A 24,482-nucleotide genomic window follows, 5' to 3' on the forward strand; every position below is an offset into this window, starting at 1 on the left:
GGCCACGTCGTTCGTGTGTCAGCCGAAGTTGCCGGGGCCCACGTTGCGGCTGTTGCGCGTGCGCAGCGAATGCACGTAATCCTCGGGCGCACCGGCCTTTTCGGCCGCGTCCGCGATGACCCCGATGTAGCGGGCCGAGGGCAGGCCGCCCTCGTACGCGTCGAGCACGTACAACCAGGACAGCGTCGGATCGGCACCACTCTCACTGCGCGTCACCCGCAGCCGGATCTTCTTGTGGATGCCGAAGTCCGAACCCTCCCAGCGGTCCAGCCGCTGCTCGTCTTCGGGCGACACGTCGTAGAGCACGACGAAAACTCGGGAGCCCGGCTCCTCGACCACCGTCGCCAGCGGCCCCTCCCAGCCGATGTCGTCACCAGCGAAGGTGAGCCGCCAGCCCTCCAACCAGCCCGTTCCGGACATGGGCGAGTGCGGACAGCGCTCGAGCATCTGGGTTGAGTCCATGTTGGACCCATAGGCGGCGTAGATCGGCACCACAGAAGGGTAGCCAATAACATCCGGGGATCGACTCTATCCCGGCCAGATGCGGCATTCCGGTGGCGCGTTCCGGGCGCGGCGACCGGGTAGAACCCGCATCGCGTAGCGATTCCGTGGGGGGAGGTGGCCGGGCGGCGGGTGGGCCTGCCTCGCCCGATAACGTTGACAGGTACCGGAGATCCCGGTGCGCAACCAGAAGCGGAGGTATCAATGACCCGCATAGCGATCATCGGTGGCGGACCGGCCGGTTACGAGGCGGCGCTGGTGGCAGCCCAGCACGGTGCGTCGGTGACGCTGATCGATAGCGACGGCATCGGCGGGGCTTGTGTCCTCTGGGACTGTGTCCCTTCGAAGACGTTCATCGCCTCTACCGGCGTGCGCACCGACCTGCGCCGCGCCCGCGATCTCGGCATCACCCTCGACCCGAACCAGGCGACGGTGCAACTGTCCGAGGTGAACGGCCGCGTCAAGGCGCTCGCGCTGGCTCAGTCCTCCGACATCCGGTCCAAGCTGCAGACCGTCGGCGTGACCGTGCTGGCCGGTCGCGCGGAGCTGACCGACGCGTCGACCGGGCTGGCCGCGCATCAGATCCTGGCCAAGCTGGCCGACGGCACCGAGCAGACCATCGAGGCCGAGGTTGTGTTGATCGCCACTGGGGCGAGCCCGCGCGTGTTGCCGGGCGCCGAGCCGGACGGTGAGCGGATCCTGAATTGGCGTCAGCTCTATGACTTGGCAGAACTGCCAGAGACGTTGGTAGTCGTCGGTTCCGGTGTCACGGGTGCCGAATTCGTCTCCGCGTACACCGAAATGGGTGTGCGGGTGCGGCTGGTCTCCAGCCGCGACCGGGTGCTGCCCGGCGAGGACGCCGACGCGGCGCTGGTACTGGAGGACGCGCTCGCCGAACGCGGTGTCGAGCTGGTGAAGCACGCGCGCGCCGACGCGGTGGAGCGCACCGCCGAGGGCGTGGTCGTCAAGCTGTCCGACGGCCGGACCGTCGCCGGATCGCACGCGCTGATGACCGTCGGTTCTACCCCCAATACCGAGGGGCTCGGCCTGGAGCGGGTCGGCATCGAACTCGACCGCGGTGGTTATCTGCGGGTCGACCGGGTGTCGCGGACCTCGGTGCCCGGCATCTACGCGGCGGGCGACTGCACCGGCCTGCTGCCGCTGGCCTCGGTGGCCGCGATGCAGGGCCGCATCGCGATGTACCACGCGCTCGGCGAGGGGGTCAGCCCGATCCGGCTGAAGACGGTGGCGTCCGCGGTGTTCACCCGCCCGGAGATCGCCACGGTCGGCGTGAGTCAGACCTCGATCGACAACGGCGAGACGCCCGCCCGCACGGTGATGCTGCCGCTGAACACCAACCCGAGGGCCAAGATGCTCGGCCTGCGCAGGGGTTTCGTGAAGATCTTCTGCCGCCCCGCCACCGGCGTGGTGATCGGCGGTGTGGTGGTGGCGCCGATCGCGTCCGAGCTGATCTTGCCGATCGCCCTTGCGGTGCAGAACAACCTGACCGTCAACGATCTCGCGCAGACCTTCTCGGTGTATCCGTCGCTGACCGGTTCGGTGACCGAGGCGGCTCGTCAGCTGATGCGGCACGACGACCTGGACTGATCTCGCAGCCGGGGTGCGGTGGCGACCAAGATTGACACGTCAGCTGAGGCGATTCGCCGACCTGGGTTGAATGGTCTTGCGGTTCAGCGCCGTTCGTGCAGCCTGAAGTTTTGATTCACATTGCTCATCAGGTCTACATATGGTTCACTTCCCGCAGAGATGCGATCGGCGGGCGGTCGCGTGGTTCGGTGTTCGGGGGGATGGCTCTTTTCCCAGTCGACACGTCGAATGACCTTCGCGTCGTTCGACGACCGGGCGTCTCGTCAGAGACAACTGAGTGTGACTGAACTCCAGGTCACACCCGGGAAAGGGAAACGAAAAGTGAAACATCGTAAGCCGAGTCGGGCGCAGCGAGCGATGGCGAGCACCTCGTTGCCACTGGCTGCCGCGGCCGCCGTGGCCTCTCTCTTGGCAGCGCCGGCGGGGGCCGCTCCTACCGATCCGAGCATTCCACCCACCACCGCGCCGCCGAGCCCAGCTCCGGTGCAGCCGGGGACGAACGAGGCACCGCCGAGTCCGGAAACCGCCAAGCCGGATCCGAACAAGCCGGCCAATCCGCAGACGCCGACCCAGCCTGGCGTCACCACGCCGGGTCAGCCCGGCGTCAATACGCCGGACCCGGTCATGCCGAATCCGAACAAGGATCCGAAGCTGGCCCAGCCGACGCAGCCGGGTGTCACCACCCCGCGCGTCGCGCCGCTGCCGGTGCCGGGTCAGTCGGATCAGCCGCAGCCCGCGGTCGTGCCGAATACGCCGCCGGGTGACCAGAAGCCGGCCCAGCCGGGTACCGCCACCCCGCAGCAGCCGGGTACGCCGGCCGCGCCGGGCACGCAGACCACCCCGAAGACCCCGGGCGACGAGAACGCGCAGGCCCAGCAGCCGGAGACGCTGGTCCAGCCGCAGCAGCAGCCGCGCTGGCAGTCCCCGCAGCTGCAGGCCGCGCCGCCCGCCCCGGTCGTCGAGATGACCGGTCCGCACCAGGAGATCGGTGCGAACGTCGACGGCGGCTCGCTGCTGCCGGGTTACGTGGCCAACACGCACCACTTCAACAACGAGTCGGGTTACGTCGGCACCATCGGGTACCGCACCCCGGCCGGTGCCGGTGAGGCCGGTGTGTCGGTCGAATACGTCGACGCCAACACCGTCAAGGTCACCACCTACACCGGTGGCGTCGGCCTCGCCGACAACAAGACGATCTCCGTCTTCGACACCACCCAGGCCAACCTGGCCAAGGCGGCCGTCGAGGACTGGATCAAGGAGCAGCCGGGCGGTGCCGCGGCACTCGAAGCGGCCGCGCAGGTTAAACTTCCGCTGCAGCCGGGCGATCTGGCTCCGCAAACGGCCGACGTGGGTGGTGTCACCACCCAGTGGGGTGGTTCACTCCAGTACTGAGACTGACTGGGGCTGATTCGACGGGTGGGGCGGTCGTTCGCGACCGCCCCATACGTGTGTCTTGGGGAAAGGATTGGGTGTGACCTCCGAGGGTGATCCGACGGAGAAGGAATCCGACGACCAGTCCGCGTCGGATTTCGGACCCCCGGTGGGCGAATTCGGCCCGCCTGTCTCAGAATTCGGACCTCCCGTCTCGGAATTCGGTCCGCCGGTCTCGGAATTCGGCCCGCCGATGGGCGATACCGGCCCGCACTGGCAGGTGACCGAGCAGACGGGCGAGCATCCCGAGCTGGTCTGGCGGCCCGCCGATGCCGGGACGACCCCGCCGCCGCCCCCGCAGTATCGGGCGCCGGACTCGACCTCGTTCCCCGAGCCGCGGCCGACTCCGCCGCCGGTGCCGCCGCGACTGCCGCCCGTCGATCGGGAGCAGGCCGCGGATCCCGACAAGGACTCGTGGTGGACCCGCCCGACCGACACGGGCAGCGTGCCGAAGCCGCCGCCGCTGACCTCGCCGAGCCTGTCCTGGTCGGATGATCCGATCGCGAAGATGCTGGCGCCGGCCACCCCGGCCGCGCCGCCGCCCCCGCCGAAGAAATCCGGCGGGCACGCCAGCCGCAACGTGCTCGCAGGCCTGCTGGCGGTCGTCATCCTGATCGGACTGACGGTGACCGTCATCATGGTGTCCAAGGGCAATGGCAGCGAAAACTCGGCCCCGCCCGCCGCGAGCAGCAGTGCGGGGAAGAGCTGCCCGGCCGACAAGACCGGCAAAGTGACCATCGGCAACGGCAATGGCGACACCACCAGTGGGGCGAATGCGATCCTCGGTTTCCAGTACGCCTTCTACGTCGAGCGCAGCGGCGAGCGGGCCCGGCGCTTCGTCGCGCCCGACGCGGAGAACGTGTCGCCGGCCGATGTCATCCAGCACGGCATCGACAACGAGGTTCCGACCGGCACCACGCACTGCCTGCGGATCGCCGAAGTGGCAGGCGACACGTTCAACGTGGACCTGACGCAGCGCAAGCCGGACGGCACGGAGACCATCTATCACCAGGTCATCACCACCGTGGTCCGGGACGGAAAGGTGCTCGTCTACTCGATCAAGCCGAGGGAGCTGTAACTATTCTCAGTATTTGGGAATAGTGTTTCATATAATGGTCGGCGATATGCGAAAGTAGACTTTCGCATATTGTGGCGTCCGTTCGGAGGTTCCCTTGTCGCCGACCATCCCACCGCTCGCGGCCAAGCTCGGCGGTTTGCAGAGCTCGGCGATTCGTGACCTGCTGAAGCTCACCACGCGCGCCGAGATCATCGGCCTGGCCGGCGGGTTACCCGACGCGGAACTGATGCCGCGCGAGCGGATCGCCGCCGCGGCGGACGCGGCACTGAGCAGCGCGGGCTGCCTGCAATACACCGAGTCGCCCGGCTGGCGGCCGCTGCGCGCGGTGCTCACCGAACGCGAATCGGCTCGGCTCGGCCGGACGGTGGACATCGACGAGGTCTTCGTGACTCATGGCTCGCAGCAGGCGCTTTCGCTGCTTGCCGAGGTGTTGCTCGATCCCGGTGCGTTGGTCGTCGTCGAGGATCCGGCGTATGTCGGTGCGCTGCAGGTCTTTCGGGCCGCCGGTGCGCGGATCGTCGCGGTGCCGCTGGACGCCGAGGGCATGCGCACCGATGTGCTCGCGGATCTGCTGGCTCGCGGGGAACGCCCGGCCGTGGTGCACACGGTGAGCAACTTCCACAATCCGGGCGGCGTGACGATGAGCCCGCAACGCCGCGCCCATCTCGCCGAACTCGCTGACGCGCACGGCTTCTGGGTGATCGAGGACGATCCGTACGGCGAGCTGTGGTTCGACACGCCCGCGCCCGCGCCGGTGGCGACATACTCCCGCAACGTGATTCGGCTGTCGAGTGCCTCGAAGATCCTGGCGCCCGCGCTGCGCGTCGGCTGGCTGGTCGCGCCGGACCCGGTGTGCCGCGCGGTGGAACTGCTGAAACAGGGTGCTGACCTTTGTGGTTCGGCGTTGACCCATCAGATCGCCGCCGACCTGCTCGCCGACGAGGCCTGGCTGACCGCGCAGGTCGACAACGTGCGCACCGTCTACGGCACCCGCGCCAAGTCCCTGGTTCACGCGGTGCGCACCCGGTTCGGCGACCGCGTGCACTGCACCGATGCGACCGGCGGCATGTTCGTCTGGGCCGACTTCACCGACGGCACCGACACGCAGGCCCTGCTACCGCGTGCCCTCGAGGCCGGTGTCGCCTACGTGCCGGGCTCCGCGTTCGCCGTCGACGGCGGCTACCGCAACTCGATGCGCATGTGCTTCACGACTTCTGACGCCGACACCCTGGCCGAGGCCGTGCGGCGCTTGGCCCGCGCCGCCGAATAGTCGATCCGCCACGCGGCATGCCGGTGTCGGTCAGTCGGCCCAGTCGTAGGTGCGTTCGACAGCCTTGTTCCACGACCTCAGGTGTTCGTCGCGATCCTCGGCGGACATCGTTGGCTCCCAGGTCTTGTCGGCGGCCCAGTTCTCCCGGATGTCGTCGGTGCCGGACCAGTAGCCGACCGCCAGGCCCGCGGCGTAGGCGGCGCCGAGCGCGGTGGTCTCGTTGACGACCGGGCGCACCACGGGCACGTCGAGGATGTCGGACTGGAACTGCATGAGCAGGTCGTTGCCGACCATGCCGCCGTCCACCTTCAGGGTGGTCAGTTCCAGGTCGAGGTGCTCGGATTCGGCGTCGGCGCGCATCGCGTCGACCACCTCACGGGTCTGAAAAGCGGTGGACTCCAAGATCGCTCGCGCCAGGTGGGCCTTGTTCACGAACCGGGTGAGCCCGGCGATGACGCCGCGCGCGTCCGGCCGCCAGCGCGGTGCGAACAGCCCGGAGAACGCGGGCACGAAGTAGGCGCCGCCGTTGTCCTCGACGCTGCGGGCCAGCGGCTCGATCTCGTCCGCCGAGGAGATGATGCCCAGGTTGTCCCGGAACCATTGCACCAGTGAGCCGGTCACCGCGATCGAGCCCTCCAGCGCGTACACGGCGGGCTCGTCGCCGAGCTGATAGCAGACGGTGGTGAGCAGGCCGTGCTTGCTGACCACGGGCGTGGTGCCGGTATTGAGCAGCATGAAATTGCCGGTGCCGTAAGTGTTCTTGGCCTCACCGGGGATCAGGCAGGCCTGGCCGAAGGTGGCGGCCTGCTGGTCGCCGAGGATGCCCGCGACCGGGATGCCTTTCAGCGGACCGGAGCTGATCTCCGCGTAAACCTCGGAGGAGCTACGGATTTCGGGCAGCAGCGACTCCGGCACCCCGAACTCCGCGCAGATCTCCGAATCCCATTGCCGGGTATTCAGATCCATCAACATGGTGCGCGAGGCGTTGGTGACGTCGGTGATGTGCTCACCGGTGAGGTTCCACAGCACCCAGCTGTCCATGGTGCCGAAACACAGCTCACCCGCCTCGGCCCGCTTGCGCGCACCGTCGACGTTGTCCAGGATCCAGCGCAGCTTCGGCCCGGCGAAGTAGGTGGACAGCGGCAGCCCGGTGCGCTCCTGGTAGCGGGTCGGCCCGATATCGCCGCCGAGCTCGGTGGTCAGCCGGTCGGTGCGGGTGTCCTGCCAGACGATGGCGTGGTGAATCGGCTTGCCGCTGGCGCGATCCCACACCACCGTGGTCTCGCGCTGGTTGGTGACGCCGACCGCCGCGATGTCGTCGCTGCTGAGCTTGTGCTGCTTCAGCACCTCACCGAGCACGAATTCGGTGTTTTTCCAGATGGTTTCGGCGTCGTGCTCGACCCAGCCCCGGCGTGGAAAGATCTGTTCGTGTTCCCGCTGGGCCACGCCGACGACGCGCCCCTGCCGATCGAAGACGATGCAGCGACTCGAAGTCGTGCCCTGGTCGATGGCGGCCACATAGCGACGCATTCGTGCAGGTTACTAAACAGACGGCGCGCTGTGTCCGATTGCGGCGTTCGCGGGTCCTGTCGCGGATCACATCGCCGTCCGCGCGCCGCTGGATTAGGGTCGGGTAGTGGTTACCGACGGGTAGTGCTGGACGACACGAGCGACGCCGTGATCGAAGAGATCCGCGGCCACTGGCATAGCCTGTAGCAAGAACAGCTCGATCGAATGCCCGAATATGACCACTACGTCGTCGATACGCGGCTGGAGGAGTCGAGCATGACCAAGAAACCGGAATCCCAGTTCCTCGGTCCGGAGCAGCGCCGGGCGGCCTGGGAGCGGTTCGGCAAGGACCACTTCGATGTGGTCGTCATCGGCGGCGGCGTGGTCGGCTCGGGTATCGCGCTCGACGCGGCCACCCGCGGGCTGAAGGTCGCGCTGGTCGAGGCCCGTGACCTCGCCTCCGGCACGTCGAGCCGGTCGTCGAAGATGTTCCACGGCGGCCTGCGCTATCTGGAGCAGCTGGAGTTCGGGCTGGTCCGCGAGGCGCTGAAGGAGCGCGAGCTCGCGATGTCCGCGCTGGCGCCGCACCTGGTCAAACCGCTGCGCTTCCTCTACCCGCTCACCCACCGCGCGTGGGAGCGCCCGTACGTCGCGGCCGGGCTGATGCTCTACGACACCATGGGGGGCGCCAAATCCGTTCCCGGCCAACGGCATCTGTCCAGGATGGGTGCACTTCGGCTGGCCCCCGGCCTGAAGCGCAGCGCGCTGATCGGCGGCATCAGCTACTACGACACGGTCGTCGACGACGCCAGGCACACCATGACGGTCGCCCGCACCGCCGCCCACTATGGCGCGGTGATCCGCACCTCCACCCAGGTGGTCGGCTTCCTGCGCGAGGCGGACCGGGTGGTCGGCGTGCAGGTGCGCGACAGCGAGGACGGCCGCACCGCCGACATCCGCGCGCACGTGGTGATCAACTCGACCGGCGTGTGGACCGACGAGGTGCAGGCACTGGCCCACCAGCGCGGCCGCTTCCACGTCCGGGCGTCCAAGGGTGTGCACATCGTGGTGCCGCGCGATCGCATCGTCAGCGACGCGGCGATCATCCTGCGCACGCCGACCTCGGTGCTGTTCGTCATCCCGTGGGGCACCCACTGGATCATCGGCACCACCGACACCGACTGGAACCTCGACCTCGCGCACCCGGCGGCCACCAAGGCCGACATCGACTATCTGCTGGACCGGGTCAACGACGTGCTGGTCACCCCGCTCACCCACGACGACATCGACGGCGTCTACGCGGGTCTGCGACCGCTGCTGGCGGGGGAGAGCGACGAGACCTCCAAGCTGTCCCGCGAACATGCCGTCGCCAGGGTCGCGCCCGGCCTGGTCAGCATCGCAGGCGGTAAGTACACCACCTATCGCGTGATGGCCTATGACGCCGTCGACGAAGCGGCGCAAGACATTCCGGCCCGCGTTTCGCCGTCGATCACCGAGAAGGTGCCGCTGCTCGGCGCCGACGGCTACTTCGCGCTGGTCAATCAGACGGTGCAGCTGGCCGACGCGTACAGCGTGCACCCGTACCGGATCAAGCACCTGCTCGATCGATACGGCGCGCTGATCGACGAGGTGATGGCGCTGGCGGACGGCAAACCCGAACTGCTGCAACCCATTACCGCGGCGCCGTCGTACCTGCAGGTGGAGGCCGTGTACGCGGCCGCCGCCGAGGGCGCGCTGCACCTGGACGACATCCTGGCCCGCCGCACCCGGATCTCCATCGAGTACCCGGACCGCGGTGCCGACTGCGCCGAGCAGGTGGCTCAGCTCGTCGCGCCGGTCCTCGGCTGGGACGACGCCGAAATCGAGCGTGAGGTAACGACTTACCGCGCCCGCGTCGAGGCGGAGATCCGTTCGCAGACCCAACCCGACGACGACTCCGCCGACGCGCTGCGCATCGCGGCGCCCGAGCCTCGTCCCGAGATTCTGGAGCCGGTCCCGGCGGACGGCGTGGTGAACAAGGAAGTGCGCCAGGCGAACCGGTAGTTCCGAACTCAGGAGAGCCCGAGCGTGGGCGGCGGTAGCGCGATGGTCGCGATGGTGCCGCCGCCCGGTGCCGGTTCCATAGTCGCGGTGCCGCCGTGTAGTTCGGCGATCCACGCCACCAGTGCCAGCCCGATGCCGCTGCCGCGTCCGCCGGTGACGCCGCGCTGGAACGGATTGCTCGATATCTGCGGGTGCAGCCCCGCGCCGTGATCGCGCACGCTGACGCGTCCCTCCGCGACGAACACTTCCACCGGCGCACCGGGATTGACCGCACCGTGCGTGATCGCATTCTCGATCAGATTGCGCACCGCCAGGCTCAGCAGGTTCGGGTCGCCGACGACCACCGTAGGGCTGCCGTGCACAACGACATCGGCCTTGAATTCCTCGGCAACCGACTCGGTGAGCTGATCGAGCAGCAACTGCACTCGCTCCATCGTCGTCACCCCCGCCTGCATTCGGGCCCGCGCGAGCAGACCCGCCACGATCCGCTCCATCCGGGTCCCCAGCTCGCCCGCCTCGGCCAGCGCGCGCTCCACCTCGTGCGGATTGCGCCGCCGCGGCGTGGTGACCAACCCCAAAGTGGTCAGCGGCGTGCGCAATTCGTGCGCGGCATCGCCGAGGAACCGTTCCTGCTCCTCGACCAGCACCAGCGCCTGACGCATGCTGCGGCCCGAAAGCGCGTGTGCCGCAAGGGCGGACAGGGTAACCAGGGTAAGACCGCCGACGACGAGCGCCCACAGCAGCAGCGCCCGATCGCGATCCATCAGTCCCGGATTCGTGCCGGCGACCACGACCGCCTGGGTTTTGGTGTCATCCCAGAAAAGCGGCGTTGCCGCCAGCCGCACCGGACGGCCTACGCCGTCGTACCCGTCCTGGAAGACGATTCCCTGCGCGCGCACGGCATCGTCGGCCAACGCCTCGGCGCCATTGTTCGGCGGCAGCCAGGAACGCAGGTGCCCGTAGATCTCGCGCCAGTGCCCGTTGCCGTCGTTGGTGACGATCATGACCGCGGTCTCGCCGTTGGCCAGGTCGTCCTTCTCGACCAGGTCGAGGTTGATCACCTGGTCGTCCGGGTCGAGGTCGATGGTGCGCCACAGTCCGGTCACCACCCGGTCCAGCGCGTCGTCGACGGCATGGTGGCGCGAGCGCGCGTCGATGGTCGCCGCGAGGACGCCGAGGATGATCAGGCAGGTCGCGGTGATGACGGTGATCAGTGCGGTCAGCTGCCTGCGGGTGCGGCGCAGCCTGGCCGCGGCGGGCCGGGCGTCGGAGGTGGAAATCAGGGTGCGAATGGGGCACTTCCGATCATGAAGCCGGTGCCGCGCACGGTCTCGATCACCTGCGGCGGCCCGAGTTTGCGGCGCAGCTGGGCGATCACGGCGTCGACGACATTCGATGCGGGCTCGGCCATCTCGTCCCAGCAGCACTCGATGAGTTCGCTGCGGGAGACCACACTGCCCGCGCGGGTGGCGAGCAGTTCGAGCACGGCGAATTCCTTCGGGGTCAGTGAGCGCAGAATGCCGGCGCGCTGGACGCGGCGGCGGGGCAGGTCGATGTCGATATCGCCGAGCACCAGACGGGCGGGCGCCGGATGTTCGCGGCGGCGGCTCAGCGCGCGCACCCTGGCGGCGAGTTCGGGCAGCGCGAACGGCTTGACGAGGTAGTCGTCGGCGCCGTGCTCGAAACCGGCGATGCGGTCGGCCAGCCCGTCGCGGGCGGTGAGCATCAGCACCGGCACCCGCTGGCCCGCGGCGCGTTGCGCGGCGACCAGGTGCAGGCCGTCACCGTCGGGCAGGCCGCGGTCGACGACGAGGACGTCGTAGGTGTTGACGGCGATCTTCAGGTCGGCATCCGCGAGACGGTAGGCCAGATCGACGGCGAAGCCCGCCGAGCGCAGCCCGGCGACGACTTCATTGCCAAGACCTTCATCGTCCTCGACCACCAGTACCCGCACGAGATCAGAGAATAGGTCATTTCAGACCAAGCCGATCCGTCATCCCGGGCGACCGCGGGGATGACGGATCGGCGCAGGCCGGATGGCGGTCCGGCACAGGTGTTGTGATCAGTTGCTGGAGTAGTACAGATCCCAATCGCCGGCGGGGGTCTGCTGGCACTGCCACCACTTCCAGTCCGGGTGCGCGGGGGCGTTCAAGCCGTCCGCCCGGCAGGCCGCCTCGGTGCCGTAGGTGCCGACGTAGATCGTCTCCGCGTTGGCCACCGCCGACCCTCCGGCGACGAGGCCTGCCGAGAGCGCGACGGCCGCGAGCAAGGTGCTGATCTTCATGTGTTTTCCTCTCTCCCCGGCGCGGGATCCGCGCCTGGAGAAAGAAAACCAAGCTGTCCGTGAGATTTTCGTGAGGCGGGCGACGCCGCAGCTCAGCGAGGTGCTTCCAGCCGCATCGCCCAGCCGACCAGCGAACGGATATAGCGCAGCACCATCTCGTCCGGATGTTTCGCCGGATCGGTGAGATGCAGCCGGGCCAGTTCCTCCAGCGCGGCCAGCAGGATTCGCTCGGTCGGCCCGTCGGGGTCGACCGTGACGCCGGCATAGCGGGACAGGTGTCGGGCGCCGATCGCCCGCGCGTAGGCCCGGCCGTGCTCGAGCCGGTCGCACAGGCCGGGCGGGCCGCCGTCGGGTGGGCTGAGGATGATCCGCCAACTGGTCGGCGCGGCATGCAGATAGGCGAGGATGCCGCGACCGACCTGATCGACGTCGACGGTTTCCGACCAGTCGACGCTGCCCACCCCGGCCAGCGCGATCGCCGATTCCCGGTCCAGCAGCGCGGTCATCAGCCCGGACAGGTCGGTGAACTGCTGATACACCAGGGCTCGCGCGACCTGGGATTCGCGCGCCACCCGGTCGATGCTGACCGCGCCGAAACCGTCGGCGGCCACGATGTCGCGCGCGACGTCCAGTAGCTGCGCCCGCCGGTCGGCCGCCGACATCCGGCGCTTGGGCGTCGGCTGGTCGGTGGGCGGTGGCTGGTCCGGCAAGGGCTGGGCGACGTACTCGGACGTGGCGCGATCCGTGCTCACCGCACCGACGGTAGCGCAAGCAGCAGATCGACCGCCCTGGCCGCGCTCTGTACTGCGCTTTCCATGGTCGCGGACCAGTCGGTGGCGGTCCAGTCGCCCGCGAGCACCAGCGTCGGCACCGAGGTGCGCTGGTCGGGGCGCAACGCGTGCGTGCCGACCACCTGCGAGAACGTCGCCTTCGGCATCCGAACCACGTGTCCCTGAAGCACCTTCGCGGCCTTGGCGGCGGGGTAGTAGCGGCGCAGCAGTGCCAGCTGCTCGGCCACGATCTCCTCGGTGGTCTTGTGGATCTGTTCGTAGGCGCCGCTGGTGGTCAGGCAGTACAGCCAGGCCCGATCGGTCTTACGGCCGGTCATCCGCTGGCGGTCGAAGACCTCGTCGATCACGCCGGTGCCGCCGATGAGTGCCTCGAATTCGGCCGTGGTGCCCAGCGGGCGATCCAGGTACAGGTTGGTGCTGACGATCGGCGTGTAGCCCAGTTTGTCTGCGGCGGCGTAGATTTCGGCGTGCTCGGGCAGATCGTCGAGCAGGCCGTTGACGTTGGAGTTGGGCACGGCACACACCACCGCGTCCGCGGGGACGGTGGTGCCGTCGGCCAGCGCCACCCCGGTGACCCGGCCGTCGAAGATGTTGATCCGGCGGGCCACCGCGCGATGCCGCACCGTGACCCCGTGCCGGGCAAAGACTTTCAGCGCGCCGGTGACGTAGAGCGTGTCCAGGTCGGTGGTGGGATAGCCGATGGTGGCGGGGCGCCGGTGTTTGATGCCGAGCCGGATGCCGGTGGCCATCACGTCGGCGAGCACCTTCGCCGACTCCTGCTGCACCGGTTCGGCCGCGACGCCGAGAGCCAGCCAATCCCACAGGGCCTCACGGGCTTTCGCCGGCATGCCGATGCGGTTGAACCACTGCTCGGTGGTCAGGTCGGGTAGGTCGGCAGGCTGGTGCAGGCATTGCCAGCCGAGCCGGAGGGTGGCGACGGCGGCGCGGACCCGTTCGAGCGGATTGGCGTCGGGGTGCGCGCCGGCCAGGGTGCGCAGCGCGCCGAAGCCCTTCGTGCTCATGGTGGCGCTGCGGCCGTCGGGCCAGCGCAGCGTGGCGTGCTGCGGGAAGGCGACGTAATGCCGGGTGCCGACGCTGGTGAGATATCGGAAGAGGTGCTCGTAGCCGCTGGCGATCACGTGCTGGCCGTTGTCCGGGAGGTCGTCGACCACGTCGACCCGCATGGCGTGCGTGCGGCCGCCGAGTCGGCCGCGGCGTTCCAGCAGGGTGACCTGCTTGCCCGCTTCGGCCAGCCAGACCGCGGCCGCGAGGCCGGCCAGTCCGCCGCCGATGACCACGTACCGCCGGGGATCGTTCATGCCGCGCTCCTCATCAACTTACATGTTGTAAGTTAAGCGGGAGGAGTCACTCCGTCAAGGGCGCGGCGACACCGAGGAGATCGCCGGGTGCGGCGCCTGCGGTGTCTGGGCATTCGAATTCGGATGCAGCAGTAGGTAACTGAAGAGCACGGTGGCCATGGTGGCCAGTGCGGCGAAGAAGAGGCGGGTGGCGATCGCGAGGAGCATGCGTCTGCCCGATCTCGATACCGTCGTCATGGCCTGCTCCTGTGCTGTGTCGTGACTGCCACGGATGTAGTCGTGCCGAGCGCGCCGATCATTAGCAACTGAGTGGCAAATTACAGTGGTGGACGGGTAATAGCCGGTGGGCACGCCGAGCGGTTGGTTCGGTTGCACAGTTGATTCGGTGCGGCGAACCAATGGGCTTGGTCCGAAGTCGGACTTTCCGCGATCAGATTTGTGCGGTGCCGCACGCACGTCCGCGGCCGCGCGCTCAGCGGCCCGGGAGCGGCTGGCAGCGGGGGCAGAAGTAGATGCCGCGTTCGCGGTAGGCGATGCGGTCGGACGCGGGTGCGGGATCGCCGAGCAGTTGTGACGCGATGGGTGTGCCACAGCGCTGGCAGGAACGGCGAGTCTTGCCGTAGACGAGCTCGCGCCGGGGTGGTTTCCGCACGGACTCCGCCAGGATCCGATGCGCCTCGTTCACCAGCGCGAGCAGGTCGGGCACCTGGGCGACCGGGGTGGTCGGGTGGACGCGGCGCAGGAAGCAGACCTCGCTTCGATAGACATTGCCGATGCCGGCCAGGTTCCGTTGATCCAGCAGCGCGATGCCGATCGGCTGGTCCGGGTAGCGCTCCAGTCGCCGGACCGCCTCTTCCGCATCCCAATCCGGACCGAGCAGGTCGGGTCCGAGGTGATCGATGACGGTGTGCTCGTCGGCGACGCGCAGCACCTCCACCTTGCCGAGCGAAAACCCCACGGCCTCGACCTCATCCGTGCGCAGCACCAGCCGGGCCGTCACGCGCGGCTTCGTCCAGCGTTGCCCGCAGTGGAAGACCCGCCAGGTGCCCTCCATCTTGAGGTGCGTGTGAATGCTCACCGTCGGCGTCCGAATGAACAGATGCTTCCCGTAGCTGCCGACGCTCTCCACGACCTGGTCTCGCAGATCGACGGTCGCATAGCGCGGCACCCGGAAGTCGCTGCCGGTCAACGTCTTACCGGCCAATGCCGCGCGCAGTCGCGCCGCGGTCAGGTAGACGGTGTCACCCTCGGGCATGCCACCGCCCGAGGTTCGTGGCGTCGTGCGGGATGCGCCGGCTCATGGGCGGCTCCGCAGGCGCAGGCCGCGGGGCGTGGTGGCGAAGCCCGCCTCGCTGAGGAAGCCCGCGAAGGTGTTGCCGTGCACGGTTTCTCCGTCGACCCGGTCGATGACGAGGGAGTCGACCCGGCGGCTGCGCACCAGGTCGGCCAAGGCTTGGGCGGCGGACTGGCGGGCGTTCGGGTCCTCGGTGAAGGTGAGCAGCGTCTTGCCGCCGCGTTCGAGGTAGAGCACCAGGTCGCCGTCGACGAGAACGACCAGCGCGCCGGCTTTTCGACCGGGGCGATGCCCGCTCTCGCCATCGCCTTTCGGCCAGCTCAACGCGGCGCCATAGGGATTGGCCGGATCGCACGCCGCCAGCGCGAGGGCCTTGCCGGTCTGCGGCCGCGTCTCGCCGGGGCGGCTGCGCTCGATATCGAACGACCGCAGTCGATCCACCACGTCGGTGGTGGAGAACTGGGCGCCACCGAGCGAATCGATGAAATACCCACGGCGGCAACGGCCCCGGTCCTCGAACTCGGTGAGCACGCGATACATCAGCGCGAAACCGCCGGGCACGCCCTCGTTCTGCACCGAGCCGCGCGTCAGCACGCCATATCTTTCCAGCAGCATGTCCGCGGTCGCATGCGCCCGAACGGTGTTGTCCGACACCCGCTCCGGCAGCAGCGACCAGCGCCCCGCCACCGCGGGCGGGCCGGACCGGGTCGGCATGCTCGGGCGCGGTAGGTAAGCCCGCCCGCGCGGCGCCCGGCGCGGCGTCCGATGGGCGGTGGTGCTCCGCGCGGTACCCGACAGCATGGCCCGCACCGGCGCGAAGGTATCGCCCGAAACCATTCCGGCCCAGACCAATTCCCACAGCGCCGCCGAGGCCTGGGTGTCGTCGAGTAGCCCGGTCGCATCGGACAGCTGCCGGAAGAAATACGCGCCGCCGCCGTACGGCACCGGTGTCGGGTTAGAAGTCTCGGTAGCGGCCGTTGGCGGCGCGAGGGATGCGCCCATAGCGGTGAGCAGGCGCAGCTGCACCTCGGACAGTTCGATGTCGTCGGGCGGTGCCAGGGTGAAGGGGGCCTGGTCGGTCAGGTGCAGCGCGACCCAGCCGTCCTTGGCGGTGATCGAGCCGTGGCCGGACCAGAGGACCTCGCCGGTGGCCATCAGCTCGTCGAGCATGGCGGGGGAGTAGTCGCGGACCCGGGCGGGCAGGACGAGCGACTCCCAGGCCGAGGCCGGGATCGGTACGCCCGCAAGCTGTTCCACCACGGTGGCGACACCGTCGACGCCGCGCAGCTCGCCGGTCCCGATGTGTTGCCAGGCCGGGAGGAAGCGGCCGAGGGTGGCCGTCGAGACCGGCTCGACCTCGTGCCGGGCGGCGGCCAGCGAGCGGCGGCGCAGTCGGCGAAGCACCTGTGCGTCGCACCATTCCGAGCCGGCCGCACCCGGCGTGAATTCGCCCTCCACGATGCGTTTTTCGGTGATCAGTTGATGCAGCGCGGTGGCGACGACGGCCGGGCCGAGGCCGAAGCGGGCAGCCACTGCCTCGGTGCTGAACGGACCGTGCGTTCGGGCGAACCGGCCGACCAGATCGCCGAGCGGATCGGCGACGGGTTCGATGAAGGCGGCGGGTGTACCGATCGGCAGGGGCACGCCGAGCGCGTCGCGCAGCCGGGAGGCGTCCTCCACGGCCACCCACCAGCTGCGGCCCGCGAAGGTAACCTCCAGGGCCCGGCGTGATTTCACCAGCTCGGCACCCCACTCGGTCGGGTCGTCGACACAGCGTTCGGCGGCCTCGGCGGCGGTGAGCGGTCCGAGCAGCCGCAGCAGGTCGGCGAGTCCTTCGGCGTCGCGGGCCTGGCGTTCCGGGGTGAGCCGCTGCAGTTCCCGTTCGGTCTGCTCGAGGACCGAGGCGTCGAGTAGCTCGCGTAGTTCCACCCGTCCGAGTAGTTCGGCGAGCAGGCTCGAGTCGAGCGATAGTGCGGCCGCACGGCGTTCGGCCAGCGGACTGTCGCCGTCGTACATGAACTGCCCGATGTAATCGAACAGCAGAGCGTTGGCGAACGGTGACGGCGTGGCCGTCTCCACCTCGACCAGGCGCAGTTGGCGGCGCGCCACCCGGCCGAGCAGGACGCGCAGCGACGGCAGATCGTAGACGTCGCGCAGACATTCGCGCACCGTCTCCAGCAGGATCGGGAAGTCGGGGAACTTGCGCGCTACGTCCAGCAGCTGCGCCGACCGTTGCCGCTGCTGCCAGAGCGGGGCACGCTTGCCGGGATCGCGGCGCGGCAGCAGCAGCGCCCGCGCGGCGCACTCGCGGAAGCGGGAGGCGAAAAGCGAGGAGCCGCCGACCTGTTCGGTGACGATGTCGTCGATCTCGTCGGGTTCGAAGACGAACAGCTCGGCACCGGGCGGATCGTCGGTGGTGTCGGGCAGGCGCACCACGATGCCGTCGTCGGAGGCGTTCGGCGCGGCGTCGACGCCGAACCGTTCGCGCAGCCTGGCCCCGATCGCCAGCGCCCACGGCGCGTGCACCGGCAGCCCGTACGGCGAGTGCAGCACCAGCCGCCAGTCGCCGAGCTCATCCCGGAACCGCTCCACCACCAGCGTTTTATCGGTGGGCAGGTGTCCGGTCGCGGTCCGCTGTTCGTCGAGCAGGGTGCCGAGGTTCGCGGTCGCGAACGCATCCAAACCGGCTGCCGAGGTGAGCTTTTCCAGATTCTCCGGATGCTGGCCGGCCTTCCGCACGAATTCGCCGAGCGCCCCGCCGAGTTCGGCGGGACGGCCCAATCCGTCGCCGTGCCAGAAGGGCAGCCGTCCCGGTTGCCCGAACGCGGGCGTCACCAGCACCCGGTCGAAGGTGATCTCCTCGATCCGCCAGCTCGTCGCGCCCAGTGCGAACACATCACCGACCCGCGACTCGTAGACCATTTCCTCGTCGAGTTCGCCCACCCGCGAAGCCTTTTCGCCGACCATGTAGACGGCGAACAGGCCACGGTCGGGGATCGCGCCGCCCGAGGTCACCGCAAGGCGTTGCGCGCCAGGTCTTCCGGTGAGCGTGCCCGCGTCCCGATCCCACACCAATCGCGGTCGCAGCTCGGCGAACTCGTCGGACGGATACCGTCCGGCCAAGAGGTCCAGCACCGACTCGTACGCCGAGCGCGGCAGCGCCGCATAGCTTCCGGTGCCGCGGACGATCTCGAACCAAGCGTCGACATCGATCGATTCCAGCGCGCACGCCGCCACCGTCTGCTGCGCCAGGATGTCCAGCGGATGCGCCGGAATCTGGATCGCCTCGATCTGCCCGGCGGTCATCCGCTGCGACGCCACCGCGCAGTGGATGACATCGGTGCGGTGCTTCGGAAACAGCACGCCGCGCGATATCTCGCCGACCTGATGCCCGGCCCGCCCGATCCGCTGCAGCCCGCTCGCCACCGACGGCGGCGCCTCCACCTGCACCACCAGATCGACCGCGCCCATATCGATGCCGAGTTCGAGGCTGCTGGTCGCGACCACGCAGCGCAGCCGCCCGCTCTTCAGATCGTCCTCGATGAGCGCGCGCTGCTCCTTGCTGACGGATCCGTGATGCGCCCGTGCGAGTAGCGGGCCCGCACCGTGGATCACTTCGGTCGACGCACCGAGCTGTGCGGGCGGCTTGTGCTCGGTCTCCACCGGTTCGCCGAGCCGCGCCGCATAGGTTTCGTTGAGCCGCGCGGTGAGCCGCTCGGCCAGCCTGCGCGAATTCGCGAACACGATCGAAGACCGGTGTTCCAGCACCAGATCCACGATGGCCTCGTCCACGTGCGGCCAGATCGAGCCGGGTTGATCGGACTCACCGGGTTCGGTCATATCCGCCACCGGCACCCGGACGGACAGGTCGAAGGTCTTCGGCGCGGGCGGCGAGACGATGGTGATCGGCGCGTTGCCGACCAGGAACCGGCCGACCTCGTCCGGCGGTCGGACCGTGGCAGACAGGCCGACGCGCTGTGCAGGCCGTTCGGTGAGCAGATCCAACCGAGCCAGCGACAACGCCAGATGCGCGCCACGCTTCGAACCGGCGATCGCATGGACCTCGTCCACGATCACCGTGCCCACGTCCCGCAACGTCTCCTTGGCCGCGGAGGTGAGCATCAAGAACAGCGACTCGGGTGTGGTGATCAGAATGTCCGGCGGCGTGCGCTGCATCGATCGCCGATCGGCCGCACTGGTATCCCCGGACCGGACCCCCACCGTGATCGCAGGCGGATCCAGCCCGAGCCGCTTGGCGGTCTGCGTCACCCCCACCAGCGGCGCCCGCAGATTGCGCTCCACGTCCACCGCCAGCGCTTTGAGCGGCGACACGTACAGCACCGAAGTCCCGGTCTTCTCCGTCGCCTTCGCACGAGTGGCCAGCTGATCGATCGCCCACAGGAACGCCGACAACGTCTTCCCCGACCCGGTCGGCGCGACCACCAGCGTGTGCTCACCCGCGGCGATCGCCTCCCACGCCCCGAGCTGAGCGGCCGTCGGCGCCGGAAAAGCACCGTCGAACCACTCCTGGGTAGCGGTGGAGAACTGAGCCATGGCATCAGTCTGCACCGGGCCACCGACAACCGATCTCGTCAATAAGAGGTGACAGCTGATTTCGCCGGCACATGGGTAACTCGTCGGGGACGAACCAAGCCCACCACCTCCTATACCGGCGGCCGCCAACGCTGCTCCAGCGGCACCTGAATCTGGCCTGAATTCCCGGAGAGGCGGAACAGCCGTATGCGCATAGCCGTACGCTTCGGCTGTGCAAAAGGTGCTCAGACTCGACCTGGTCAGCCATGGCATGACTGAGGCGATGCGGAAGGCACGTTTTCCAGTCGACGAATCGCTGACCGAAGCAGGCCGCCGGGCCATCTCCGGCTGCACGCCGCTCGCCGCACCCCGGGTGCTCACCGGACCCGAGCGCAGGACGGTCGAGACGGCGGCGCTGTTAGGGCTGCCCGGTGACGAGGACACCCGGCTACGCGACCTCGACGCGGGCGCCTGGCGGGGCGGGGCACTGATGTCGGTGCCCCAGGATGAGCTCTACGCGTGGCTCACCGACCCGATGTTCCGCGGCCACGGCGGCGAATCCGTGGTGGATGTGATCGAGCGGACCAGGTATTGGATGGCCGAGATCGCGTCGGAGGGTAAGTCGACCATCGCCGTCACCCATCCGGCCGTCATCCGGGCGGCCCTGCTGGTGACCCTGGACGCGCCGCCGAAATCGTTCTGGCGGATCGACATTCCACCGGGCAGCGTCACCCGGTTGCACTATCGCGGCGAGTGGACCCTGCACTTCACGGCGTGACCGCGCTCTTCGCGGCGAGCGGTCCGGTGCCGAGGGTGACCAGCAATCGCACGGCGTCGGTGATCAGCCGAGCCGGGATCGATGGGTCGATGGCGCGCTGCATGCCGAGGCCGATGCCCATGCTGAGGATTCCCGTCGCGGCGTCCTCGGCGGGCACCGGCAGCTCGATGCCCATGGTGTCGGCCAGCGTCTGCACCTGCGCGGCCACCGCGCCACGGACTACGCCGAGGCTCGACACCAGCGCCGCCTGCAGGGCGGGATCGTCGCGGGAGACGGTCGCGAACTCGAATTCGAGCATGGTCCAGCCGACGTCGCCGACGGTCCGTTCGGCCCACGCCTGAAACCGGTCGAGCTGTTCGTCGAAGCTGTCGCCCGCCGCGAGCAGCTCGGTCACCTCGTCGAACTTGGTCGCGTGGATCAGCTCGATCACCTCGAGGCCGAGCTCCTTCTTGGTGCGGAAATTCGAGTAGACCGCGCCCTTGGAGTAGCCGGCCTCCTCGGCGACCCGCTCCAGGCTGGTGCTCGCGTAGCCGTCGGCCAGGAAGAGGTCGCGTGCCGTGGCGATCAGGTCAGCGCGGGTGCGAGCCTGGCTCTCGGACCGGGTCAGTCGTGCCATGCCGTGATTCTACGTACCGTTAGATTTGGGATACCACTGGTATTTGAATTCTGTTAGTGTTTGGAACCATGGGTAACAACAACGGGTCGCAGCGACGCGGCCTGGCCATCGGTTGCGGTGGCACGCTCGGGGCCGCGTGGATCGTCGCTGCGCTGGCCGCGGTGCGGGACGCGCTGGACTGGGATCCGCGCGAGGCCGACGTGCTGATCGGGACGTCCGCGGGGGCGGAGTACGTGACCATGCTCGGCAGCGGCGTCTCGGTGGACGAGCTGGTCGACATGCAGAACGGCACGTCCACGAATCCGATTCTGTTGGCGCACATGCGGTCGGGGCCGGGGCGTTTTCCGCCGATACCGCGGCCGCGATTGGGTTCCTTCCGACTTCCCTTGCGCCGCATCGAGTCCGGGCAAGCGCTGCTTACCGCGGGTAGTGGGCTGTTGCCAGTCGGTGGTGGTGACGCGAGCTGGTTGGAGCTGCTGGCCGAGCGGTTGAACCCCGGTCGTTCCTGGGTGACGCATCCGGCGACCTGGCTGGTCAGCATGGATTACGCGACGGGAGAACGGGTTCCGTTCGGATCGCTCGACGCGCCGACCGCGCCGCTCGGTGCGGCCCTGCGCGCGTCGTGGGCGGTGCCCGGCTGGTTCCCGCCGGTACCCATTGCCGGACGCCGCTTCATCGACGGTGGCGCCGGTTCGACCGCCTCGGTGGATCTGCTGATCCCGGAAAAGCTCGACGAACTCGTCGTGCTCGCGCCGATGGCCTCGACCGGGAAGATCCCCGCGACCGGGGCCGGTCACCTCCTGGAACGGCAGATGCGAAACCGCATGAGCGCCAAGCTCGATGCCGAGATCGCCCAGCTGCGCGCGACCGGAACCAAGGTCCTGCGCCTGGACGCCACCGCCGAGGATCTCGCGGTGATGGGGCCCAACTTCATGGACGGCCGCCGCCGCCTCGACACCTTCCAGCACAGTCTGCGCAGCACCCGCCGTGCGCTCGAACAAGGAGCCTTCGCATGAGAATTCTCGGTCACGGATACCCCGACTTCGACCTGAAGGGCGCGCGCGTCCTGATCACCGGGGCGGGCCGCGGCATCGGCCAGTCCACCGCGGAACTGTTCGCGGCCAAGGGATCCGAGGTGGTGATCGCCGACGTCGACACCGTCGCCGCCGAAACCGCCGCTGCCGCCATCGGAGCCGAGTCCTACGAGCTCGACGTGCGCTCGCGCGGCCAGTGGGACAAGGTGATCGCCGACCTCGGCCACGTCGACGTCCTCGTCAACAATGCCGGCGTGATGCCCGCGGGTTCGTTCCTCGACGAGCCGGACGTGGTCGGCCAGGCCACCATGGACATCAACGTCTGGGGCCTCATCCACGGCATGCGCGCGGTCGCGCCCGGCATGATCGAGCGCGGCCACGGGCACATCATCAACGTGGCCTCGCTGGCGGGCAAGATCCCCATCCCCGGCCTCGCCGTCTACAACGCGAGCAAGTTCGCCGCCGTAGGCCTTTCCGCCGCAACGCGTTTGGAGTTCGCCCCGCAGGGCATCAGCGTCAGCTGCGTCATGCCCTCGGCCGTGCGCACCCGCCTCTCCTCCGGCCTCACCCTCGGTCACGGCATGCCCACCGTCGACCCCGAGGACGTCGCCGCCGCCATCCTGCGCACCGTCACCACCCGCAAGGGCGAGGTAGCCGTCCCCGGCTACCTCGGCCCCATCGACGTAGCCTTCGCCGCCACCCCGGAACGCGCCCTCCGCCTGTTCCGCCGCCTAATCGACGGCGACCGCGCCCTGCACCCCGCCGACGAAAAGACCCGCGCCGAATACGAAGACCAGGTCCGCTCCATCAGCTGAGCTACGAAAATGGGCCCCGGAGACGAACTCCGGGGCCCATTTTCGTGGTCAGGTCAGCAGTTGGTCGGGGCGGGTTCGCCGCGGAAACGCGCCTCCACGTAGTTCCAGGCCTGGACGAAGCCTGCGGCGGCGGTGGTCAGGTGTTCCGCTATTTCGTAGGGGTGGAACTCGACTCGGGCGCCTGCCTTGCAGTAGCGGTCGACCACTTCGGCTACCGGCGGGAAGAACGTCATCTCGTCGAAGCGGCCCTGCCAGATGTAGGTGGGGACGGTGGGTACGCCGTCGAAGTAGCGCAAGCTGTTCTCGCGCAACACCTGATGGGCGACCGGGCTGTCCATCAGGCTCTTGGAGGCGGCCATCTGCTCGGCGTTGCGGAACGCGCCGTGGAACAGCAGGAACCGGCGGCAGGCGTCGTGCGTGAATTCGCGGAACCACAGGCCGTTTTCGTTGAGTTGATCCGAAACCGGCAGCCGGTCAGGGTATTCGCGTTCGAGTCCCATCGCGGCGGCGAACGCCAGCCCGAACCCGGGGTGCGGGGCGAAGCCGAGCGCCATCGCCATCTCCTCGAGATCGGCGGGAATGCCGCCCGCCACTGAGGCGGTGATCTTCAGATCGGGCGCGTAGGTGGGCTGCAGTGCGGCCGCCCACGCGGTGGCCATCCCGCCGCCGGAGTAACCGGCAAGTGCGACAGGCGAATTGGCGAGACCGAGTTCGGCCACCTTCTGCACGGCCTTGACGCTGTCCAGGGTCATCATGCCGCTGAGTCGCGCGGCGCCGTAGGCGGAGGTGGGCCCGAGGTAGTCGGGCAGCGACACCGCCCAGCCGCGCCCGATCGGCAGCATCGCGCCGACCGCGTCCTGGAGTTCACCGTTGAACAGCGACCGGGACGGGTTGCACTGGGTACCAAGGGAATTGATCAGTGCCTGGTAGGAGACGAGGGGCGGGTTCGCGACACCGTTCGGCAGCAGGACGGTGGTCACGCCCATCACCGGATTGTTCTGCGAGTTGGTAGACCGGAACGCGACCTGCCAACCCGTGGTGCCGACATAGAGGCCGGTGTCGATCTTGCGGGCGCGCACGACATCGCCCGGTCGCAGCGTCGCCAGGTCGGCGGGCGCTGCGTAGAACACATCGGGATCGGGTGTGGGATAGAGCGGTTGGGCGTTCGCGGGCAGGCCGAGCAAGCCGGCCGAGACGACGCTCAACAACAGGATCGCGATCCTGAACGGAACTCTGTGCACGGTTTTCCTTCGAATCTCGGCCGTTATCGAGTTGCCGACCCCGACTACGCCTCGGCAACTCGAACGGACCACCACTGCATGGGAAACCGCAGCGAACGTCATCGTTCGCCACGCGGACGGACAGACAAGACCCCACAGCCGAACCGAAGGTCGGACCGGCACACCACCTTTCGGCTCAACGACTGCGGGCACCCGCGATAGCGGCACCATCCGCAGCGAACGTAGCGTCGCGCCCGCGACCCCGCGCAACCGGGTCCGGCATATTGGACAATTCACAATGCATTTCATGTGCGTTTGACCAAGGTCACTGCATTGGACACCTCGGTTATGGCACGTC

At 68.7% G+C, this 24,482-nt stretch carries 20 protein-coding genes; 8 read left to right on the plus strand and 12 right to left on the minus strand.

The window, feature by feature from the left end; all coding sequences use genetic code 11:
• Positions 1-18: 18 nt before the first annotated feature.
• The gene (locus ACFWF1_RS23815) at positions 19-492 is read right to left on the minus strand and encodes a gamma-glutamylcyclotransferase (RefSeq protein WP_150404309.1); all 474 of its coding nucleotides are present in this window, start codon (positions 490-492) and stop codon (positions 19-21) included.
• Positions 493-705: 213 nt separating this feature from the next.
• On the opposite strand from ACFWF1_RS23815, the gene ACFWF1_RS23820 reads away from it, so the two are divergent.
• The 4 genes from ACFWF1_RS23820 (at position 706) to ACFWF1_RS23835 (ending at position 5,888) form a co-directional block, all read left to right on the plus strand.
• The gene (locus ACFWF1_RS23820) at positions 706-2,109 is read left to right on the plus strand and encodes an NAD(P)H-quinone dehydrogenase (RefSeq protein ID WP_379286482.1); all 1,404 of its coding nucleotides are present in this window, start codon (positions 706-708) and stop codon (positions 2,107-2,109) included.
• Positions 2,110-2,430: 321 nt separating this feature from the next.
• Positions 2,431-3,501, plus strand: a complete 1,071-nt coding sequence (locus tag ACFWF1_RS23825; RefSeq protein WP_379286480.1) for a hypothetical protein — start codon at positions 2,431-2,433, stop codon at positions 3,499-3,501.
• Positions 3,502-3,580: 79 nt separating this feature from the next.
• On the plus strand, positions 3,581-4,618 hold the full coding sequence (locus tag ACFWF1_RS23830; RefSeq protein ID WP_379286479.1) for a hypothetical protein: 1,038 nt from the start codon (positions 3,581-3,583) through the stop codon (positions 4,616-4,618).
• A gap of 94 nt (positions 4,619-4,712) precedes the next feature.
• Positions 4,713-5,888 (plus strand): PLP-dependent aminotransferase family protein, encoded by a 1,176-nt coding sequence (locus tag ACFWF1_RS23835; RefSeq protein ID WP_379286477.1) that lies wholly within the window; start codon positions 4,713-4,715, stop codon positions 5,886-5,888.
• Positions 5,889-5,918: 30 nt separating this feature from the next.
• Here ACFWF1_RS23835 and glpK read toward each other — a convergent pair whose 3' ends face one another.
• On the minus strand, positions 5,919-7,418 hold the full coding sequence (gene glpK / locus ACFWF1_RS23840) for a glycerol kinase GlpK (protein WP_379286475.1): 1,500 nt from the start codon (positions 7,416-7,418) through the stop codon (positions 5,919-5,921).
• A 255-nt stretch (positions 7,419-7,673) separates the two neighbouring features.
• Between glpK and ACFWF1_RS23845 the strand changes: the two genes are divergently transcribed.
• The gene (locus ACFWF1_RS23845; protein WP_379286473.1) at positions 7,674-9,440 is read left to right on the plus strand and encodes a glycerol-3-phosphate dehydrogenase/oxidase; all 1,767 of its coding nucleotides are present in this window, start codon (positions 7,674-7,676) and stop codon (positions 9,438-9,440) included.
• Between the two features lie 8 nt (positions 9,441-9,448).
• Here the strand turns inward: ACFWF1_RS23845 and ACFWF1_RS23850 are convergent, their stop codons facing one another.
• The 8 genes from ACFWF1_RS23850 to ACFWF1_RS23885 all read right to left on the minus strand — a co-directional run bounded on the left by ACFWF1_RS23850 (position 9,449) and on the right by ACFWF1_RS23885 (position 19,682).
• On the minus strand, positions 9,449-10,444 hold the full coding sequence (locus tag ACFWF1_RS23850) for a sensor histidine kinase (RefSeq protein WP_379322215.1): 996 nt from the start codon (positions 10,442-10,444) through the stop codon (positions 9,449-9,451).
• Between the two features lie 275 nt (positions 10,445-10,719).
• Positions 10,720-11,394 carry a winged helix-turn-helix domain-containing protein gene (locus tag ACFWF1_RS23855; RefSeq protein ID WP_379286472.1) on the minus strand — a complete coding sequence of 225 codons (675 nt, stop codon included), beginning with the start codon at positions 11,392-11,394 and terminating at the stop codon, positions 10,720-10,722.
• Between the two features lie 108 nt (positions 11,395-11,502).
• Complete coding sequence (locus ACFWF1_RS23860) at positions 11,503-11,724, minus strand: hypothetical protein (protein WP_379286470.1); 222 nt, start codon at positions 11,722-11,724, stop codon at positions 11,503-11,505.
• 92 nt (positions 11,725-11,816) lie between these two features.
• Positions 11,817-12,386, minus strand: a complete 570-nt coding sequence (locus ACFWF1_RS23865) for a TetR/AcrR family transcriptional regulator (RefSeq protein WP_379286613.1) — start codon at positions 12,384-12,386, stop codon at positions 11,817-11,819.
• Between the two features lie 86 nt (positions 12,387-12,472).
• Positions 12,473-13,834, minus strand: coding sequence for a hydroxysqualene dehydroxylase HpnE (gene hpnE, locus ACFWF1_RS23870; protein ID WP_379286468.1), 1,362 nt, complete (start codon positions 13,832-13,834; stop codon positions 12,473-12,475).
• Positions 13,835-13,888: 54 nt separating this feature from the next.
• Positions 13,889-14,071 carry a hypothetical protein gene (locus tag ACFWF1_RS23875; RefSeq protein ID WP_357386591.1) on the minus strand — a complete coding sequence of 61 codons (183 nt, stop codon included), beginning with the start codon at positions 14,069-14,071 and terminating at the stop codon, positions 13,889-13,891.
• Between the two features lie 235 nt (positions 14,072-14,306).
• The gene (locus tag ACFWF1_RS23880) at positions 14,307-15,089 is read right to left on the minus strand and encodes a DNA-formamidopyrimidine glycosylase family protein (RefSeq protein ID WP_379286466.1); all 783 of its coding nucleotides are present in this window, start codon (positions 15,087-15,089) and stop codon (positions 14,307-14,309) included.
• 42 nt (positions 15,090-15,131) lie between these two features.
• The gene (locus tag ACFWF1_RS23885; RefSeq protein WP_379286464.1) at positions 15,132-19,682 is read right to left on the minus strand and encodes an ATP-dependent helicase; all 4,551 of its coding nucleotides are present in this window, start codon (positions 19,680-19,682) and stop codon (positions 15,132-15,134) included.
• Between the two features lie 211 nt (positions 19,683-19,893).
• Between ACFWF1_RS23885 and ACFWF1_RS23890 the strand changes: the two genes are divergently transcribed.
• Positions 19,894-20,439 (plus strand): histidine phosphatase family protein, encoded by a 546-nt coding sequence (locus ACFWF1_RS23890; RefSeq protein ID WP_150404323.1) that lies wholly within the window; start codon positions 19,894-19,896, stop codon positions 20,437-20,439.
• Here the strand turns inward: ACFWF1_RS23890 and ACFWF1_RS23895 are convergent.
• Positions 20,429-21,055, minus strand: a complete 627-nt coding sequence (locus tag ACFWF1_RS23895) for a TetR/AcrR family transcriptional regulator (protein ID WP_379286462.1) — start codon at positions 21,053-21,055, stop codon at positions 20,429-20,431. The two genes, ACFWF1_RS23890 and ACFWF1_RS23895, sit on opposite strands and share 11 nt — an antisense overlap.
• Before the next feature lie 68 nt (positions 21,056-21,123).
• On the opposite strand from ACFWF1_RS23895, the gene ACFWF1_RS23900 reads away from it, so the two are divergent.
• Complete coding sequence (locus tag ACFWF1_RS23900; protein ID WP_379286460.1) at positions 21,124-22,071, plus strand: patatin-like phospholipase family protein; 948 nt, start codon at positions 21,124-21,126, stop codon at positions 22,069-22,071.
• Positions 22,068-22,904, plus strand: coding sequence for an SDR family oxidoreductase (locus tag ACFWF1_RS23905; protein WP_379286459.1), 837 nt, complete (start codon positions 22,068-22,070; stop codon positions 22,902-22,904). Before ACFWF1_RS23900 ends, ACFWF1_RS23905 begins: the two co-directional genes overlap by 4 nt.
• A gap of 53 nt (positions 22,905-22,957) precedes the next feature.
• Here ACFWF1_RS23905 and ACFWF1_RS23910 read toward each other — a convergent pair whose 3' ends face one another.
• Complete coding sequence (locus tag ACFWF1_RS23910; RefSeq protein ID WP_379286611.1) at positions 22,958-24,112, minus strand: lipase family protein; 1,155 nt, start codon at positions 24,110-24,112, stop codon at positions 22,958-22,960.
• Positions 24,113-24,482 lie beyond the last annotated feature (370 nt).

It is taken from the genome of Nocardia sp. NPDC060255 (genome assembly GCF_042727395.1).
Classification (GTDB): Bacteria; Actinomycetota; Actinomycetes; order Mycobacteriales; family Mycobacteriaceae; genus Nocardia.